This window comes from Hydrogenophaga atypica (genome assembly GCF_042665215.1).
Taxonomy (GTDB): Bacteria; Pseudomonadota; Gammaproteobacteria; order Burkholderiales; family Burkholderiaceae_C; genus Hydrogenophaga; species Hydrogenophaga defluvii_A.
This window is the reverse complement of sequence record NZ_JBHTCA010000042.1, coordinates 1-16,894: the sequence shown is the minus strand read 5'-3', so window position 1 is coordinate 16,894 and position 16,894 is coordinate 1. Positions and strand designations below refer to the sequence as shown.

General features: G+C 61.4%; 14 protein-coding genes and 1 pseudogene. 11 read left to right on the top strand and 4 right to left on the bottom strand.

The window, feature by feature from the left end; genetic code table 11:
• Positions 1–113 precede the first annotated feature (113 nt).
• Positions 114–719 (top strand): annotated as a pseudogene (locus ACFQPB_RS22805) (FAD-dependent oxidoreductase); the annotation flags it as partial.
• Positions 720–827: 108 nt separating this feature from the next.
• Positions 828–2,375: an IS91-like element ISCR8/ISPps1 family transposase gene (locus ACFQPB_RS22800; protein WP_011117152.1), complete on the top strand. Its 1,548-nt coding sequence runs from the start codon at positions 828–830 to the stop codon at positions 2,373–2,375.
• 163 nt (positions 2,376–2,538) lie between these two features.
• Here ACFQPB_RS22800 and ACFQPB_RS22795 read toward each other — a convergent pair whose 3' ends face one another.
• On the bottom strand, positions 2,539–3,345 hold the full coding sequence (locus ACFQPB_RS22795; protein WP_382228464.1) for an ABC transporter substrate-binding protein: 807 nt from the start codon (positions 3,343–3,345) through the stop codon (positions 2,539–2,541).
• Between ACFQPB_RS22795 and tnpA the strand changes: the two genes are divergently transcribed.
• The 3 genes from tnpA to tnpC all read left to right on the top strand — a co-directional run bounded on the left by tnpA (position 3,346) and on the right by tnpC (position 5,694).
• Entirely contained in the window at positions 3,346–3,723 is a 378-nt protein-coding gene (gene tnpA / locus ACFQPB_RS22790) for an IS66-like element accessory protein TnpA (protein WP_382228461.1), read from the top strand.
• Entirely contained in the window at positions 3,720–4,055 is a 336-nt protein-coding gene (gene tnpB / locus ACFQPB_RS22785) for an IS66 family insertion sequence element accessory protein TnpB (RefSeq protein ID WP_382228458.1), read from the top strand. Before tnpA ends, tnpB begins: the two co-directional genes overlap by 4 nt.
• A gap of 82 nt (positions 4,056–4,137) precedes the next feature.
• Positions 4,138–5,694 (top strand): IS66 family transposase, encoded by a 1,557-nt coding sequence (gene tnpC / locus ACFQPB_RS22780; protein ID WP_382228456.1) that lies wholly within the window; start codon positions 4,138–4,140, stop codon positions 5,692–5,694.
• Positions 5,695–5,777: 83 nt separating this feature from the next.
• On the opposite strand, the gene ACFQPB_RS22775 is transcribed toward tnpC, so the two are convergent.
• Positions 5,778–7,202 carry an aldehyde dehydrogenase family protein gene (locus tag ACFQPB_RS22775; protein WP_382228454.1) on the bottom strand — a complete coding sequence of 475 codons (1,425 nt, stop codon included), beginning with the start codon at positions 7,200–7,202 and terminating at the stop codon, positions 5,778–5,780.
• 147 nt (positions 7,203–7,349) lie between these two features.
• Entirely contained in the window at positions 7,350–8,477 is a 1,128-nt protein-coding gene (locus ACFQPB_RS22770; protein WP_382228451.1) for a helix-turn-helix transcriptional regulator, read from the bottom strand.
• Between the two features lie 292 nt (positions 8,478–8,769).
• On the opposite strand from ACFQPB_RS22770, the gene ACFQPB_RS22765 reads away from it, so the two are divergent.
• Positions 8,770–10,107: a UbiD family decarboxylase gene (locus ACFQPB_RS22765; RefSeq protein WP_382228448.1), complete on the top strand. Its 1,338-nt coding sequence runs from the start codon at positions 8,770–8,772 to the stop codon at positions 10,105–10,107.
• 1 nt (position 10,108) lies between these two features.
• A complete protein-coding gene (locus ACFQPB_RS22760) occupies positions 10,109–10,741 on the top strand; it encodes a UbiX family flavin prenyltransferase (RefSeq protein ID WP_382228446.1) in 633 nt (210 codons plus the stop codon).
• Between the two features lie 637 nt (positions 10,742–11,378).
• On the opposite strand, the gene ACFQPB_RS22755 is transcribed toward ACFQPB_RS22760, so the two are convergent.
• Positions 11,379–12,416, bottom strand: a complete 1,038-nt coding sequence (locus tag ACFQPB_RS22755; protein WP_382228443.1) for an AraC family transcriptional regulator — start codon at positions 12,414–12,416, stop codon at positions 11,379–11,381.
• Between the two features lie 290 nt (positions 12,417–12,706).
• On the opposite strand from ACFQPB_RS22755, the gene ACFQPB_RS22750 reads away from it, so the two are divergent.
• From ACFQPB_RS22750 to ACFQPB_RS22735, 4 genes are read left to right on the top strand one after another with little or no spacing between them, the layout of a single operon-like run.
• Entirely contained in the window at positions 12,707–13,492 is a 786-nt protein-coding gene (locus ACFQPB_RS22750; RefSeq protein ID WP_382228440.1) for an enoyl-CoA hydratase/isomerase family protein, read from the top strand.
• Between the two features lie 51 nt (positions 13,493–13,543).
• Entirely contained in the window at positions 13,544–14,785 is a 1,242-nt protein-coding gene (locus tag ACFQPB_RS22745; RefSeq protein WP_382228437.1) for a thiolase family protein, read from the top strand.
• A gap of 10 nt (positions 14,786–14,795) precedes the next feature.
• Positions 14,796–15,953, top strand: a complete 1,158-nt coding sequence (locus tag ACFQPB_RS22740) for an acyl-CoA dehydrogenase family protein (RefSeq protein WP_382228434.1) — start codon at positions 14,796–14,798, stop codon at positions 15,951–15,953.
• Positions 15,954–15,974: 21 nt separating this feature from the next.
• The gene (locus tag ACFQPB_RS22735; protein ID WP_382228431.1) at positions 15,975–16,751 is read left to right on the top strand and encodes an SDR family NAD(P)-dependent oxidoreductase; all 777 of its coding nucleotides are present in this window, start codon (positions 15,975–15,977) and stop codon (positions 16,749–16,751) included.
• Positions 16,752–16,894: the final 143 nt, after the last annotated feature.

Sequence of the window (16,894 nt, the reverse complement as noted above, 5' to 3'; positions counted from 1 at the left end):
GCCACGAATCGCAGATTTGAAAGTGAACAGGAAAGTCAATGAAATCAACGATCTACCAACACCACCTCCGCGCCAGTGCTAGCTTTTCGTACCGTCACTTATTGCACTGAAAACGAGGAGACCCCAACGTGGACATCCAGATGCGCACCAATGTGCCGCACATCTTCGCCATCGGCGACATCGTGGGCCAGCCCATGCTGGCGCACAAGGCGGTGCACGAGGCGCATGTGGCGGCGGAAGTGATCGCCGGCGAATTGCAGGGCAACAAGGAACTGGCCAGCGCCGCCTTCAACGCCCGCGTGATCCCCAGCGTGGCCTACACCGACCCCGAAGTGGCCTGGGTGGGCCTGACCGAAGACCAGGCCAAGCAGCAGGGCATCAAGGTCAAGAAGGGCCTGTTCCCCTGGGCGGCCTCGGGCCGCGCCATTGCCAACGGCCGCGACGAAGGCGTCACCAAGCTGCTGTTCGACGACAGCCCCGAAGCAGGATCAGGAGACGGCCATGCTGGCCGGGGCCACGGCAAGATCCTGGGCGGCGGCATGGTCGGCACGCATGCGGGCGACATGATCGGCGAGATCGCCCTGGCCATCGAGATGGGTGCGGACGCTGTCGACATCGGCAAGACCATCCACCCGCATCCGACGCTGGGCGAGAGCATCGGCATGGCGGCGGAAGTGGCGCATGGCAGCTGCACGGATGTGCCGCCTGCGCGCAAGTAAGTCCGCAGCCAAGCTACCCTGACAAGGCCCGAACTGGCGACGGTTCGGGCCTTGTGCTTTGCGTACCCAAACAATCGCCGCAGAATACTGTGCATTTGTACAGTATTCATGTCAGCCACTTCCAAGCCCAAGCTCTACAACCCACGCCACCCCGAACGCACGCTGCTCTACCAAATGGTAGCCGAGCACTACGAGACCTGGCTAGAGTTGGCCAGCGCGGGTCAGTTCGACGGCCAGGGCGACCACCACACCCCCAAGCCCTTCGTGCGCAAAGCGTTTGCCAAGTATCTTGAGTGCGGCATCTTTGCCCATGGCTTTGCCCGCGCTCGCTGCGGCGACTGTGGGCACGACTACTTTGTAGCCTTCTCCTGCAAAGGCCGGGGAGTCTGCCCCTCGTGCACCACGCGGCGGATGGTGGAGACGGCGGCACACCTGAGCGACCACGTTTTCCCCCGCCTGCCGGTGCGCCAGTGGGTGCTCTCCGTGCCCAAGAGGTTGCGGTACTTCATGCAACGCGACGGAGCGGTGCTGAGCATGGTGCTGCGCATCTTTCTGCGGGTGATCGCACAAACTCTGCAGACCCACAGCCCCGGTGCGGCCCATATGGACAAGGCAGGCCTGCACATCGGTGCCATCGCCTTCATTCACCGATTCGGCTCCAGCCTCAATGAACACGTCCACTTCCACGTTTGTGTGGTGGACGGGGTGTTTGAGGAAGTGGAGGGCGAGGGCGATGCTGATGCGACCCCTCGAATCTCATCGCCGGGTGTCATCTTTCACGCGGCCACCGGCATCGATGCGGCTACCGTGGCCCCAGTGCAGACCACACTGCAAAAACGCATCCTGCGCGCCTTCGTTGCTCGGGGCCTGCTGGAGAACTGTGACGCCAAAGACATGCTGGGCTACAAACACAGCGGCTTCTCGGTGGACGCCGGTGTCTGCATCGAAGCCCACGACCGCGCTGCGCTGGAGCGGCTGCTGCGCTATTGCGCGCGTCCACCGTTTTCCATGGAGCGCCTACGCAAAGAGGGAAGCAAACTGGTGTACCGCTGTGCCAAACAGCGCAGCGAGCCCACCAGTGACAAGCGTGGTGCCAAGGCAGATGAGCTGCACCTCACACCGCTGGAACTGATCGACCGCATCGCCGCGCTGGTGCCACCGCCACGCACCCACCGGCACCGCTACTTTGGTGTGCTGGCACCAAACTCGCCGCTGAGAGCGGCGGTAACGGCGCTGGCTCAGCCTGCTGCGTCGCAACCAGCCACGGTGGAGACTGCACAACCTGGCGCGGGCGTACCTGGGGTGGCGGCGCCGGGCAACGCGGCCACACCCACACCCGAACCTGAAGCACGCCCGAAGCGAGCGGCGCATTACTTGTGGGCGGTGCTGATTGCCCGCATCTACGAGGCATTTCCGCTGCTGTGCCCCATGTGCGGTGGGCAGATGCGCATCATTGCCTTCATCACCCACAGCGCCGAAATCCGCCACATCCTGAACCACATCGGGGTGGAGTCTGCCCCCCCGCACATCACCCCGGCACGCGGGCCACCGCTGTGGGAGGGCTGCGACGCGCCGGTGGATGATGGTGCGCAAGGCGAGCCGGATTGGGATCTGGCAGCTCAACCCGACGAGGTAGACCAGCGCGTCAATTGGTGACCCAGTGAAGCGGCGGTATCCATCGCTGCGGGGAAGCAGCTGCGCGCGCGCCAGGCCCAAATGCATACTGCCTCCCAAGCTCTTGCCATTGAGCGGCAAGCGAGCGCTCAACCTTCCTTGGCCGAACGTGTTTCGAGGCCCAAAACTCGTGCCATACTTGGCCTCATGCGGTTGAATTTCCTATCCGTGAACCAATCGCATAGACAAAGTCGACGTCCGACAGCAATTGTGTCCGCTGCGGGATATCCATCGACGCATCCACGCTTACGGCACGCAGGATCAGGCCCTGGCGCACTGCCGCCGCTTCGATCGCCTTGACTGCGACCACATCGTTCGCCTCGCCGGGTGCGTACAGCACGCCGAATCGCTTGGCACCAGGGAACATTTGCTTCGCGAAGGACAGCACGGAATCGTAGTCCATCGCACTGGCCGAGCCGACGAAGCGGGTACCGCCCTGCCGCCAGTTCGGTACGAGCCCCGCCGCGACGGGGTCACTGATCAGGCAAAACACCAGCGGCAGGGTTTTGTCGGTAATACTCGACAGTGCCGCCTGAGAGACTGGAGTCGTAACCGTCAGGATCACCGACGGCTTTCTTGCCTCGATCTGGCTGAGAATCTGCGGAATCATTGCCGGCGTGAAATTCGCATCGCTGTAGACGTACGTGGTGTTCTTTCCTTCCACATAGCCATAGTTGCGCAATTCCGCCTTGAAGCCCGACACACTCTGATCCAATGCGGGGTGCGGACCGAAATTGGCAATGCCGATAACAGTGTTGCCCCGAGATGTACTTCTGGTGGCCGTATCGGACTGTTCAGCAGCAGTGGCCAGCGTGCAGACCGTCAGCGCCACGCATGCGACCGCAGCACCTGCTGCCTTAATGTTCGTCAACAGTAAGCGCCCGGTGAACCCGTCTTGAAGGGAAGCAGGAGAGCAAGGAGCATCGTGTCCATCTAAATTCTTGGTGGACACGTGAACACTATCGAAGAGAGCGTACCAGCGCGACGCCGACGTCAGCATAGCGCCGAGTTCAAGGCCAAAGCCGTCCAGGACTGCATGCATCCGGGTGTTTCGATTGCGGCAGTAGCGCTGCACCATCGCGTGAACGCGAATCTGCTGCGGCGCTGGGTCGCTGAGCACCAAGCGTTGGATGCCGCGGGCGAAGCCCGCGCATTGATGACAGTACCCCAAGCCGAGTTCATCCCACTGCAGATCGGCGATCCCACGCCGACGCCGGCGATACCGGATATACAGATTGAAGTGCGACGCGGAGCAGCGACGATCAACATTCGTTGGCCGGGATCGGCCGCAGCAGAGTGTGGCGAATGGCTTCAGGGGTGGTTGCGTTGATCCGCGTCGAGGCAATCTGGTTAGCCACCGAGCCGCTGGACATGCGTGCGGGAACAGATACGGTCTTGGCTCGGGTGGTGAAGGTATTTGGAGCCGCCCGGCCACGTCATGCTTATCTCTTCACGAACAAGCGTGCCACGCGGATCAAGGTGCTGGTGTACGACGGCATTGGCATCTGGTTGGCGGCGCGGCGGCTCAATAGGGGTCGCTTCGTCTGGACCGACGGTATGACAGCCATCACGACGCCGCTGTGTCGAGAGCAACTGGATGCGTTGGTGCTGGGCCTGCCTTGGCAGCGCTTGGGCCGCGATGAGGCGATCACCGTGCTTTAGTCGTGGCTTGGCACAGGGGCCGAGCGTCCATTGGGGGCTGTGCCAATGGTTGGAGTGACCGGGAACTGGCAAGATTCGGAACATGAATCCCGCCGAGAACCTGGACGACCTGAGCCCACAGCAATTGCGCGAGTTGGCTGCGACGCTGCGGGCGCAGATCCAGGAGCAGGACGCCGTCATTGCGCGGCACGCGCAGGAGCTGCGCTGCCGGCAAACCAAGATCGATCAGCTCACTCACGAGCTAGCCATCCACAAGCGTTGGAAGTTCGGCAAACGCAGCGAGCAACTGACATCGGCCCAGGCAAGCTTGCTGGAGGAAGCCCTCGATGCAGACCTTGAGGCAATCGAAGCCGAGTTGGAAGCGCTGATGCCGCCGTCCAAGTCGGAGCCCAGGGACAAGCCGAAACGCCAGGCGCTTCCGCCCCAATTGCCTCGCACCGAGATCCGTCACGAGCCAGAGTCCGAGACCTGCACGTGCGGCTGCGCGCTCAAGCGCATTGGCGAAGACGTCAGTGAGAAGCTGGATTACACCCCTGGCGTGTTCACGGTCGAACGTCATATCCGGGGCAAGTGGGTATGCGGGCAATGTGAGACTCTCACTCAGGCACCGGTTCCTCCCCACGTCATCGACAAGGGCATCCCCACCGCCGGGCTGCTGGCGCATACGCTGGTGTCCAAGTTCGGCGACCATCTTCCTCTGTATCGGCAAGAACGCATCTACGCGCGGGCCGGCCTGGCAATCCCGCAATCGACGCTGGGTGCGTGGGTCGGTATCTGCGGTGTGCGACTGCAACCGCTGGTGGATGCCCTGCAGGCGGAGGTATTGACCCAGAGCGTACTGCACGCCGACGAGACACCAGTGCAGATGCTCTCGCCAGGCGACGGCAAGACGCATCGCGCCTACCTGTGGGCCTACGCACCGAGCCAGCTCTCATCGTTGCGTGCAGTGATCTATCAGTTTGCCCCTAGCCGCAGCGGCGAACATGCCCGCGCATTCTTGCAGGACTGGCAGGGCAAGCTGGTATGCGACGACTTCTCTGGCTACAAGGCCAGCTTCGGCGGTGGCATCGTCGAGATTGGGTGCATGGCTCACGCGCGTCGTAAGTACTTTGAGCTGCACGACAAGCACAAGAGCGAGTTGGCTGGCCAGGCGCTACGCTTCATTGCCGGGCTCTACGAGATCGAGCGAGAGGTGCGGGACGCAGAACCAGAACTACGCTTGGAAGCGCGACAGCAGCGGGCCAGACCAATCCTGGACGCACTGCATCTCTGGCTTGAAGAACAAAGGCGGCGGGTGCCGGACGGTTCGGCCATTGCGCGAGCTATCGACTACAGCCTCAAACGCTGGGTGGCACTCGTGCGCTACGTTGAGGATCCAGCCGTGCCCATCGATAACAACCATATCGAAGGGCAAATACGGCCTATCGCTCTTGGAAGATCGAACTGGCTGTTCGCGGGTTCGCTGCGCGCTGGCCAGCGCGCCGCCGCAGTCATGAGTCTGATCCAGTCGGCGAAGCTCAATGGGCATGACCCCTACGCCTACCTGAAAGACGTGCTTACGCGACTGCCAACCCAGAAGACCGCCGACATCGCGGAGCTCCTGCCACATCGCTGGACTGCCTCCGTCCTCCCTGAGTAGCCCCGTCAAGACGGGTTCACCGGGCGCTTACCGTCAACATGGTCTTTCCTATGAAGAGCAGAGTGAGTCGGGTTTCGCCAGGTTCAGACAGACTCGGAAAGTTCGTCCAACGGCTTGATGCCTCCCTCGTTCGCGATCAACGCCCGCTTGCGTACATAGCGAAGGATGCTTGTTGAACCGTAGCGCGAGCCGCCCATGCCAGAGAACTTGAATGCCGTCTTTTCGCCGTCAAACATCATGCCCCGCTGCAGTTCCGTGTCATTGATGCTGACTCCGCCGGCTTCCATCCGGGTGGCAAAATCACCTGCCGTGTGGGTATCGGGGCCAAAGACTGCGCCACTCAGTCCGTAGATAGTGTCGTTCGCCAAGTGAGCCGCTTCGTCCTCACTGGTGAAGCGCATGACCGGAACCACCGGGCCGAAGGTTTCCTGGGTCATGAGGTCCATCGAATGATTTACGTCGACGACGATCGTAGGGTCGAGCCATACCGCGCCATCAACGGTTTCCACCGTACCGCCTGTGACGACACGCGCGCCCTTGGCGACTGCGTCCTGCAACTGCGCCCGTACGATGTCCCCCTGGGGCGCGTGAATAAAGGGGCCATAGTGGCCACCATCTCCCGCAGACAGGCTGCGGCGAAGCGTCTGCGCCTGCCGGGCGAGTTCCTGTACGAATGCGTCGTGGATTGAGTCATCCACGTATACCCGCTCAATCGCGTAGCAAACCTGTCCCGTGTTATAGAGCGCGCTTCGCAGAATACTCGTGGCAGCGCGCTCGATATCCGAGCCGGCCAGGACCACGGCAGGATCTTTGCCCCCCAGTTCCAGGAATGCCGGAATAAAGCGCTCCGCCGCGGCAACGGCGATTTTTCGACCGGTCGCGACGCTACCGGTGAAGACGATGGCGTCGACTGTGGACAGGAGCGCCTGGCCGGTTTCCGCGGCGCCCTGAAGAAGGGTGATAACGCCTTTCAATTCTGGTACGTCATTGATGGATTCCTGCAGCGGCACGACAAAGCGGGGCGTAACCTCGCTTGGTTTGATCACGACGGCGGCGCCGGCGAGCAACGCCGGAATGGCGTCGATGAAAGACAGGACCAGCGGGAAGTTCCACGGGCTGATGACGCCGACGACCGGATATGGAATCAGGGTCGTCTTGAACACGACATCGCTGTTATTGCTGAACTTGCGGAACGGCTGTGCGAGCACTTCCGGAGCGGCGTCGCTGTACCCATGGATAAAATGGATGACAGCGCCGAGCTCTTCGCGCGAGATGCGTGTGCGGCCAGTATCGTCGGCCAGTGCAGCAGTAATGGCATCGGCTCGTGCTTCCAGAGCCTTCGCCCAGGACGTCAGGGCCTGAACGCGGTGATCCAGCCCCTTTCTATACCAGTCCCGCTGTGCGGTTCGCGCATTTGCAACAGCGTGGCTCACAGTGCCTGCGTCTGCCGCGACAAACTCGTAGTCTTGCTTACCGGTACGGGGATTCCTTGCTTGGATAACGGCCATGTGTTCCTCATTGTTGATCGCACCCACCTGTCGGGGATGGATCCGATCCTATGTGAGGAACAAGGCGGGCACCATCGCGCCCGCCAAGCGAATGCCGATCGACTAGGAATTGCTACGGATTCCCAATCTTCAGAAGGAGCGATGCGCTTACAGGCCTTCCTCCGCCGCAAGGTCTTGTGTGGACGGCGTGCGGGGCCGAACGTTGCGCAGGTCTGCCATACGCCTCGCGTCCTTCGGAGCGAAGCCAAAATACTCGCGGAACGACGCCGTGAAGCTGGTCTGGTGCTGGTAACCTACGGCGAACGCCACTTCGTTGACACTGAGCCGCTCATTTCCCAGCAATTCGAGCGCCCTGGTCATGCGCGCCCGATGGCCGCACTCGAAAACGGTCATGCCATAGAGGAACTTGAATCCCCGCTTGAGCTTCGAGGTGTTGGTCCCCACCGCCCGAGCCAGTTCGGGAATCGTCATCATGTGGCGCAAGTCACTGACCAGCAGGTCACGCGCCTTCTCTATCAGCCGCAAGTCGCGTGAAGAGAACACTTCCGCGGAGTGGTGGCTATCAAGATAGGCCTGCCACAGATCCAACGATGCGCACAGCACCTCGTATGCCTTCGCCTGGGCGAAGAACAGCCGACGATAGCCTTCGTAAGGATTCTCCAGCAACTGTTTCACTGCAGTCAGCGCCTCCGGGCTGACAGGCATCTGGTGACAGAACACCTGCTCGTTGCGCAAGGCCTGCAGTTGTCGCCACAGGGAACTGTCGATTCCGACGGATGCTTTCAAGAAATTGTGGAAGTACTCGCGGCTGATATAAAGACCGACCGACCGCCAGAGCCCCGGACCACATGACACTTGATAGTGCATGTCGTCGCCTTGATGCACCACCGTGAGATTTGGTGAGGTGACTTCGATTCTGCCAGCTTCCGAGAATTCGACGCTCACCGGACCGGCAACCATGAAATGGAATTCGATATACCCCTCGGGAAGCACGCTCTCTGTGCGCTGCTTGGCAAAGTGACCGTCCGAGATTACAAGGAGGATCTCGTCTCGAATGCTGATGAGCTCCCACTTCCCTTCACGCGGGTCGTCCGAGACTGCAATGGCTCCGCCATACAGGCCGTACTCGCCAATTGGAGCAGAAGGCGAATCACCCAACTGGTCACGAAGCGCGCCAAACGCCTCGCTCGTGCGTGCGTGATGACCTGCCAGGCGTGTACGGAACAAGCCGTCCATGCCGGGTTCCAACGGCGCAAGGTTCAAATTGGCAATCATGTGTTCCTCAAGCCTGGTTCGCGGAGTGTGATGCTGCACGCCGTGCCGATCCTTCGAATTGAACGGTTCAACAGCGCCTTGGCTTCACAAGCTTCTGTACCCGCGTGAGTTCGAAGCAACGATTGAGCCAGGTGCTCCGGCAGCGAGTCCTCATCATGACGGCCTAGGCACCACCACGTACCACGCGTCAAAATTGAGTTCGGATTTCCTATGTTCGTAGCGCTAAGCCATAGGCAGGACGGGGGCTGCCTAAGGTACCGTCAGTGGACTTTTCGGACTATCAGAGAAAACCATGAGACATTATCTGAGCCGCCTGCAGGCGCGCGGCGACTTGGCAATTGTGGAGCGCGAAGTCGACCCTCGGTTCGAAGCTGCCGCAGTTGCACGACGGCTCCAGCGCGTCTCTAACCAGGCAGTGCTGTTCAAGAACGTGCGCGGCTCCGCACTTCCAGTGGTCATGAATCTTTACAGCGATCATGAGCGGCTTCGTGAAATGATCCGATGTGGTGCGCGCAATTTCTGTGAACGGCTGGACGAGGAGATTGAGGTTGCTGCAACGCTACAAACCTACTCGGAGGAGGACTCCCAACCTGAGCGCCTCCAAGATGGGAAGCTCAGTGACCTCCCGGTTCTCACTTACCATGAGCGCGACGGCGCACCCTATATCACGTCCGGGATATTTCTCGCATGCGACCCCGAGACGGGCGTTCCGAACCTGTCCTTCCATCGCTCGATGGTCATCTCGGATACCGAACTCCGAATCCGACTGGGAAGTTCACACGATCTCGCCCATTATCAGCTGGCAGCAGAACGCCAGGGAAAGGCACTGGAAGCCGCCATTCTTATTGGTGCACCCCCAGAGGTCTTCATATCGGCCTGCGTCTCGCTGCCTCCCCAGGCGAACGAACTCGCACTGGCGGCCGCGATACGAGGCGGCCCCTTGCGCACACGCCGATGCCAGACCATCAATCTTTCCGTGCCAGCGGCAACTGACATCGTGATCGAGGGAAGAATCCTGCCGAATGTCCGCCGCCCCGAAGGACCTTTCGGCGAATTCATGGGTTATTACGTCGAAGTCGGCGAGAACCACGTATTCGAAGTCACGCACGTCTCCTGGCGCAAGGGAGCGATCTTCCATGGTCTCATCTGCGGTTCCGATGAAGACCTGCGTCCGCTGGAGGCCGCCACCGCAGCGCGCATTTACCGCGCAATCAAGGGGCAGGTGCCAGGCATCATCGATGTCTCCTGCAAGCCCACGGTGATGAATACGGTCATCAAGCTTCGAAAACAATATGAGGGACACGCCCAGCACGCGCTGCTCGCAGCCATGGGGGCCCATCTTGACTACAACAAGCTGTGCATGGTGGTCGACGAGGATGTGGACATCTACAACCTCGACGAAGTCATCTGGGCTTTCGTCACCCGCGGACGAGCGGATACCCGGACGATGGTACTGAACAATGTTCCCGGCTTCTACCGCGATCCGCACAAAGACCACTGGGGCCGGCTTGCCATTGACGCGACCAAGCCTTGGGGACGAGAAGCGGAGTTCGAACGAAAACGCATTCCCGGTGAACCGGAAATCGAACTTGGCAAGTATCTTCCCGCTTTTGCGTCGGGGGTTCGCTGAGATGGCCAAGGACCGCATCCGCATCGTCGTTGGCATCAGCGGCGCAACTGGCGCCATCTACGGTGTCCGTCTGCTGGAGGCGTTGCGGCTGCTCGATGTCGAAACCCACCTGGTGGTATCCACATCGGGCTGGCTGACCCTGCAGCAGGAATGCAGCATGGACAGGCACGCAATGCAATCCCTCGCCGACGTGGCCCACGACATCCGTGATATTGGTGCCTCGCTGGCAAGCGGGTCATTCCGGCACCAGGGCATGGTGGTGGCGCCCTGCTCCATGCGGACATTGGCGGCGGTCGCCCACGGCTTCAACGACAATCTGCTGACCCGCGCTGCGGACGTAACGCTGAAAGAGCGGCGACCTCTGTTGCTCCTTGCAAGGGAAACGCCGCTGACTTTGGCTCATCTCCGGAACATGACTGCAGCCGCCGAGATGAGCGCCATCATCATGCCCCCCGTGCCGGCATTCTATGCCCTGCCACAAAGTCTTGATGACCTGATTGGCTATACCGTCTGGCGGGTACTGGACCAGTTGGGTCTCGCTTCGGAATCCGCATACCCGCGCTGGGAAGGCATGCGGACACATATGCGATCGATGCGCGCACAACCTGACGAGCCCAGCGCGCTGCACGCCTGACAGCCTCGCAACGACTTGTCCCAGGGTGCAGTAGCGGCGACAATTCCGGAACGCTAGGGAAGATTGCACATCTACCAACTCGACGCCCTGCTACCCCAGCACACCCGAAACCAGTAGTTCCATGTAGCATCCGCGCCAGGGTGTTGCCAGGGCATTGAGGCCCCCCTTCTATTTCGAGATGAAGACAGCGCGACACCGAGAGTTGCGCCCTCCCGGGTAGGACTCATCGCCAGTGCACTGCCGGCAACAACAATCAGCCTGAGCTTAAACCGACTCATAGAGACCATCGGTCTCTGTCTTCGCATCTGCCCTTCGGGAATCTACGGCGCAGCAAGAGGCGCGTCACGGACGTCCCCTCAGGACACTATCGCAGCGACGAACCGCCGTTACGGGCCAAGGCTGTCCAACTGCTTCCCACACCTAAAAAAAGGTTCATCGCCGATTTGCGGGGAAGACGGATGATCCGACGGCTGAGTTCGGCCATAAGCAGAAGTTCACCAAGCATCGCCAACGTCTGATGAACACTGCGGACCGGTCGTTTGGGACCGTTACCTGCTCGGGCAATTGCGCGAGATTGGGCAGGAGCAAGAGAGCACAGTGGGGTGTCGACTGCTCTCTGCTACTGCGGCAAAACCTCCTACTCCGACCGATCCTCCCGGAATTGCGTCGGCGATATGCCCGTCCATCGCTTGAATGCACGAGCGAAATTGCTGGTGCTGGTAAAGCCGAGCAGGAACGTGATTTCAGTTACGGAGCGTGTTCGCTGTCGCATGTAATCGCAAGCCAGTTCCCTGCGTGTGTCATCCATCAACTGCAGGAAACTGTTGCCACGCTTCGCTAACCGCACCTGCAAAGTAGCCGGGCTCATGCACAACGCTTCGGCGACCTTCTCCCTGCTGCAGTCGCCGGACGGCAGCAATTCGATGATCTTCTGGGTGACGCCCGTCACCACGTCGTTCCTGTCCAGTCGCGCAAGATATTGATTCGCGATGTTGTCGTTGACTTGCGCCAGTTCCGGGCAAGCTCCGGTGAGCGGCTGGATCAACTCATACCTGTCGAAAGTCAGCGTCGTGGTCTGATTCGAAAAACTGACCGGTGCGCGCATGAAGGCACGGTATGGCTCGTCACCTTCACGTGGCATCGGACGATGGAATTCCACGGACAGCGGGTTGAAGCCCGGTTTGTACAACATGCGCATCGTCAGTACCAGGAAACAGACGAACGCGTCTTCAGTTTCGCCGCTGACCTCGATATTGAAGTCGGTGGCGCACAGGGTGATCCTGTCGCCTGCCTCAATGACACGGAGGGTCGCCGTCTGCGACACCAGCCGGAAGTGCCGCTCCAGTCGGCGACAGAAGTCGAGCAGCGTGCTGCTGGCGGCGAGCGCGTAGCCGAGCGCATGCAAATTGGAGATATGGATGTGCCGGGCGACCGACAGGCCGAAATACGGATTGTTGGTGGCCGCCACGCAGGCGCGGTACAGCCTGGTCAGGGTGGCGACGGGCAGCCGAACCATGGGACCGTTCGCCATGTGAGGTTGCACGCCGACGGAGCGGAAAATGCGCTCACTGTCCACGCCGCTTGCGTCCAGAGCCTTGGCGATTGCCGTGCAGTACCCCCCTATGGTCGTCGCTTCCTGTGGCGCGGCGAGGGGGGAGTGGCGGTCGGATCTCATGGCGCGCGACAATGTTGACAGATGGGGGTTGGTGATTTTACACCGCCCTTGATCCGGGCAACGTGCGCTCAAGGCGGCTGCTACCCTGATCCGTGCCAGAACAGCAAACCTTCTTCAAGCTCTCCCCCCGCTTGCGCGTTCCACTGGTAAGCGCCCCGGATTGCTCTGCGGAATGCATTTTTCGCTCCAAAGAGCCGCGCGATCGTTTCCTCCTTCCTATGATGCCTTCCAACAGCGGACGGGTTTGCGCCGTCCGCCACAACAAAAATCACGGGCATCCAGGAGACACCATGACCGAGGAAGTATTGCTGTTTGAAGTAGCCGGCGCAGTCGCGCGCTTGACGCTGAATCGCCCTAAGGCGATGAACGCGATGAATATGGCGCTGGTGGCCGAGCTGGACCGCCGGCTGGCACAGATCGCCGTCGATGATGCAATTCGCGTGCTGGTGGTAGCCGGCACCGGCCCCGCATTCTGCGCCGGCGCGGACTTGAAGGAAGTGCTGGCCAGTCAGAAGGCGGAACCAAGGGAAGCCGACTTCCTCGACCGTGCCGACGCGACGCTTGCGTGCCTGCGCAATTTTCCCAAACCGGTGATCGCCGCGCTTAACGGCGTCACCATGGCCGGTGGCCTGGAGATGGCCATGTGCGCCGACATCGTCATCGCTGCTGAAAGCGCTGTCATCGGAGACGCCCATGCCAACTTTGGCGTCTATCCCGGCGCCGGCGGCGCGGCGGTTTTGCCGCGCATCATTCCTCAGAACGTCGCCATGTATCTGCTGTTGACCGGCAAAACGCTTTCGGCGGCTGAAATGAAGGCCTACGGCTTCGTATCCGAAGTGCATCCCGACGGCGAACTGGCCGATGCAGCGATGAAGCTGGCCGGCCAGATTGCCGCAAAGAGCCCTATCGTGCTGCGGCGCATGAGGGAAGTCGCGCGCACCTCCGCCGACAAGAGCCGGGACGACGCCTTGCTGCATGAGCAAGTCATGCTGCGCCGCCATCTGCGCAGCTTCGACCTGCAGGAAGGTTTGCTGGCCTTTGCCGAAAAGCGGGCGCCCCAATTCCAGGGCCGTTAAGCCCGTCCGATCTCCTCATCCCGCTTTTCTCATTCCTCTTTCGGGAATCGCATGAACGATATCTATGTTGCCGGCGTCGGCATGACGCCGTTCGGCCGCTTGCCTGAGCGCAGCGTCTACGACATGGTCGGCGAGGCCGTCACCCTGGCTTTGAAAGACGCCGGCGCAGAGGCCGCCGACATCGGCTCGGCATTCTATGCAACGCTGACCAATGGCCTGTTCCAGGGGCAGACCGCGATTCCCGGGCCGATCGCCATGCGCCGCCTCGGCATCGAAGGCATTCCGGTGTTTAGCGTCGAAAACGCCTGTGCTTCCGGCTCTTCGGCATTCAACCTGGCTGTGCAGGCGCTGCGGGCCGGGACCTGCGACGTAGCGCTGGCCGTCGGCGCCGAAAAGATGAACATCGCCGACAAGGACAGGATGTTTGCCGCGTTCGACGGCGGCTGGGACGTCTCGACTGTCGACGAAAACAAGAAGACGCTGCTGGCATTGGGCGAAGGCGTGGAGCCCCCGCCCGGCACCGTGTCCGACCGTCCCTACAGCGTGTTCATGGATGTCTATGCCGCCATCGCTCGCAACCATATGAAGCGCTATGGCACCACGCAGCATCAGATTGCTGCAGTCGCGGCCAAGAACCACCAGCACTCGGTGCATAACCCGCTGGCGCAATTCCAGCAGGCAATGACGATCGAGCAGGTGCTGGCTTCGCCGCCGATCACCTACCCGCTGACGACGACCATGTGCTCGCCGATCAGCGACGGCGCCGCCGCTGCCGTGCTGTGCACCGCCGCCGGCCTGACGCGCCTGCAGGGCGCGGCAGGCCGCGCAGTGCGCGTGCTGGCCAGCGTCATTCAGACCGGTACCACGCGCAGTCTCGACGAGCCGCAAAAGATCATCGCGCACCTCGCGGCGATGAAAGCCTACGAGCAGGCCGGCGTTGCGCCTCGGGACGTTGACGTTGCCGAAGTGCACGATGCCTCGGCCATTGGCGAGATCCTCAACGCTGAATCGCTGATGCTGGTGCCGTTCGGCGAAGGCGGCCCCGCGGCCGAGCGCGGCGACTTTACGGTCGGCGGACGCATCCCGATCAACCCCTCCGGCGGCCTCGAATCGAAAGGCCATCCGATCGGCGCTACCGGTCTCGGCCAGATTCACGAACTGGTAACGCAGTTGCGCTGCGAAGCCGCACAGCGCCAAGTCCAAGGCGCACGCATCGCCATCCAGGAAAACGGCGGCGGCCTGTACGGCATCGAAGAGGCCGTGGTCGGCGTCAACATTCTGGCGAGACAATAAGGAGATCGCTATGGGACACGTATTCCGCACTGAAGAGCAGCAGGCTGCCGTCGATGGACTGAAACGCTTCCTCGACGCCGAGATAGATCCGATCTTCAGCAAGCAATACCGCGACAAGTTCGTGCCGCGCGACAAGATGGCCGAAATCATGCGCCGGCTGACGGAGTTCGGGCTGGTGTCGGGCATCGCGAGCGAAGCCAACGGCGGCATGGGCCTGGATTGGCTGACTTCGCTGATGCTGTTCGAGGAGGTGGCTACCACCTCGGCCGACCTCTCGGTGCCGGTGCTGATCAACTCGTTTGGCGTAGTGCTGCTCGAAAAGGTCGCGCCCCCGCATTTGCGTGAACGCTATCTGCCCGGCCTGTTGCGTGGAGACAGCTTCGTCTCGATGGGCATTTCCGAACCCGACGTCGGCTCCAACGTGCTGGAGATCAAGACGCGTGCGCGCCGCGATGGCGACCATTTCATCATCAACGGCGAAAAGACCTGGATCAGCAATGGCGAGTACTCGGACTTCCTGATCTGTACCTGCCGGACCAGCGATGATCCGCGCAAGGGGCTGACCCATTTCCTGCTCGACCGCAAGGAACATCCATACGAAGTACGCGGCATCCACAAGATCGGCTTCAACAGCCAGTCCACCGCGCAGATCTTCCTGAGCGATGTGCGCGTGCCGGCCTCCAACATGATCGGCAACGAAGGCGAGGGACTGCGCAATACGCTCACGCTGTTCGAAAGGTCGCGCGTATTCGTCGCCGCCCAGGGACTGGGCATCGCCCGCCGCGCGCTTGAAGAAGCGGTTCGTTATGCAAAGGAGCGCCGCCAGCACGGCAAGGTCATCGCGGGGCACCAGTTGATCGCGGCAATGTTGGCCGAAATGGCGACCAAGGTGGACGCTGCGCGCCTGTTGACCTACCGCGCAGCGTCGATGATCGAAGCCGGCGTGCCGGCCGAGATGGAAGCGGCGATGGCCAAGTATTTCGCCTGCGAAGCCGCCGTGAAAATCGCCCGCCAGGCCGTGCAGATCCACGGGGGTAACGGCGTCACGACCGAATTCCTGGTCGAGAAGCTCGCGCGCGAGGCGATCATCGCGCCGATTCCGGAAGGCACGACTCAGATTCAGCAACTCATTATCGGCCGCGCCTTGACCGGCGTGCCGGCATTCTAAGCCATAGCCACAGGACACATCATGCGTATTGAAGGAAAAGTCATCGTCATTACCGGTGGCGCATCGGGCCTCGGCCTGGCCGCAGCGCGCTACCTGGTACAGGAGAAAGGCGCGCGTGTCGCCATCTTCGACCTGAACGCCGAGGCCGGCGACAAGGCGGTCAACGATGTCGGCGCCGAACACGCAATGTTCGTGCCAACCGACGTCAGCAACGAGGAATCGGTGCAGATCGCTGTTGCTGCCGTGGTTAGCCGCTTCGGCGCGATTCACGTCTGCATCAATTGCGCCGCGCTGCCCACGCTGTGCAAGGTGCTGGGCAAGGAAGGCAAGGCCACGCCGCTGGCCAAGTTCGCGCAGGTGACAGCGGTCAACGTCAACGGCGTGTTCAACGTCATGTCCAAATGCGCCGAGCAGATGGTCAGGAACGAGCCGGAGGCTGGCGAAGAGCGCGGCGTGGTCATCAACATCTCGTCGGGTGCCGCCTACGAGGCACAGATCGGTCAAGTCGCCTACGCCGCCTCCAAGGCGGCGCTGCTCGGCATGAACATGCCGGCGGCGCGCGAACTCGGCGACGTTGGCATCCGTGTCAACGCCATTGCGCCGGGCCTGTTCCTGACGCCGATGGTGCAGACGCTCGACGAAAAGATCGTCGCTGCGCTGAAGTCGCAGATCGAGGCCCCGAGGCGCCTTGGCGACATGCGCGAGTTCGCGCACTGCTGCGCTTTCATCATCGAAAACGCCTACCTCAACGCGCACACCATTCGCCTGGACGCTGCATCACGCCTGCGCGCGCGCTGAGCGCGCTTCGCCGGCGACAGGGGGCCCTTCCTCCAACGAAGAGGGAGGGCAAAAACAAACACAGCAACCATCTTGATGACCACCTCACTGAGCTTCAGCGAAATCGTTGCGCCAAGGCGACTTGGTGCGAGCGATGGCATTCA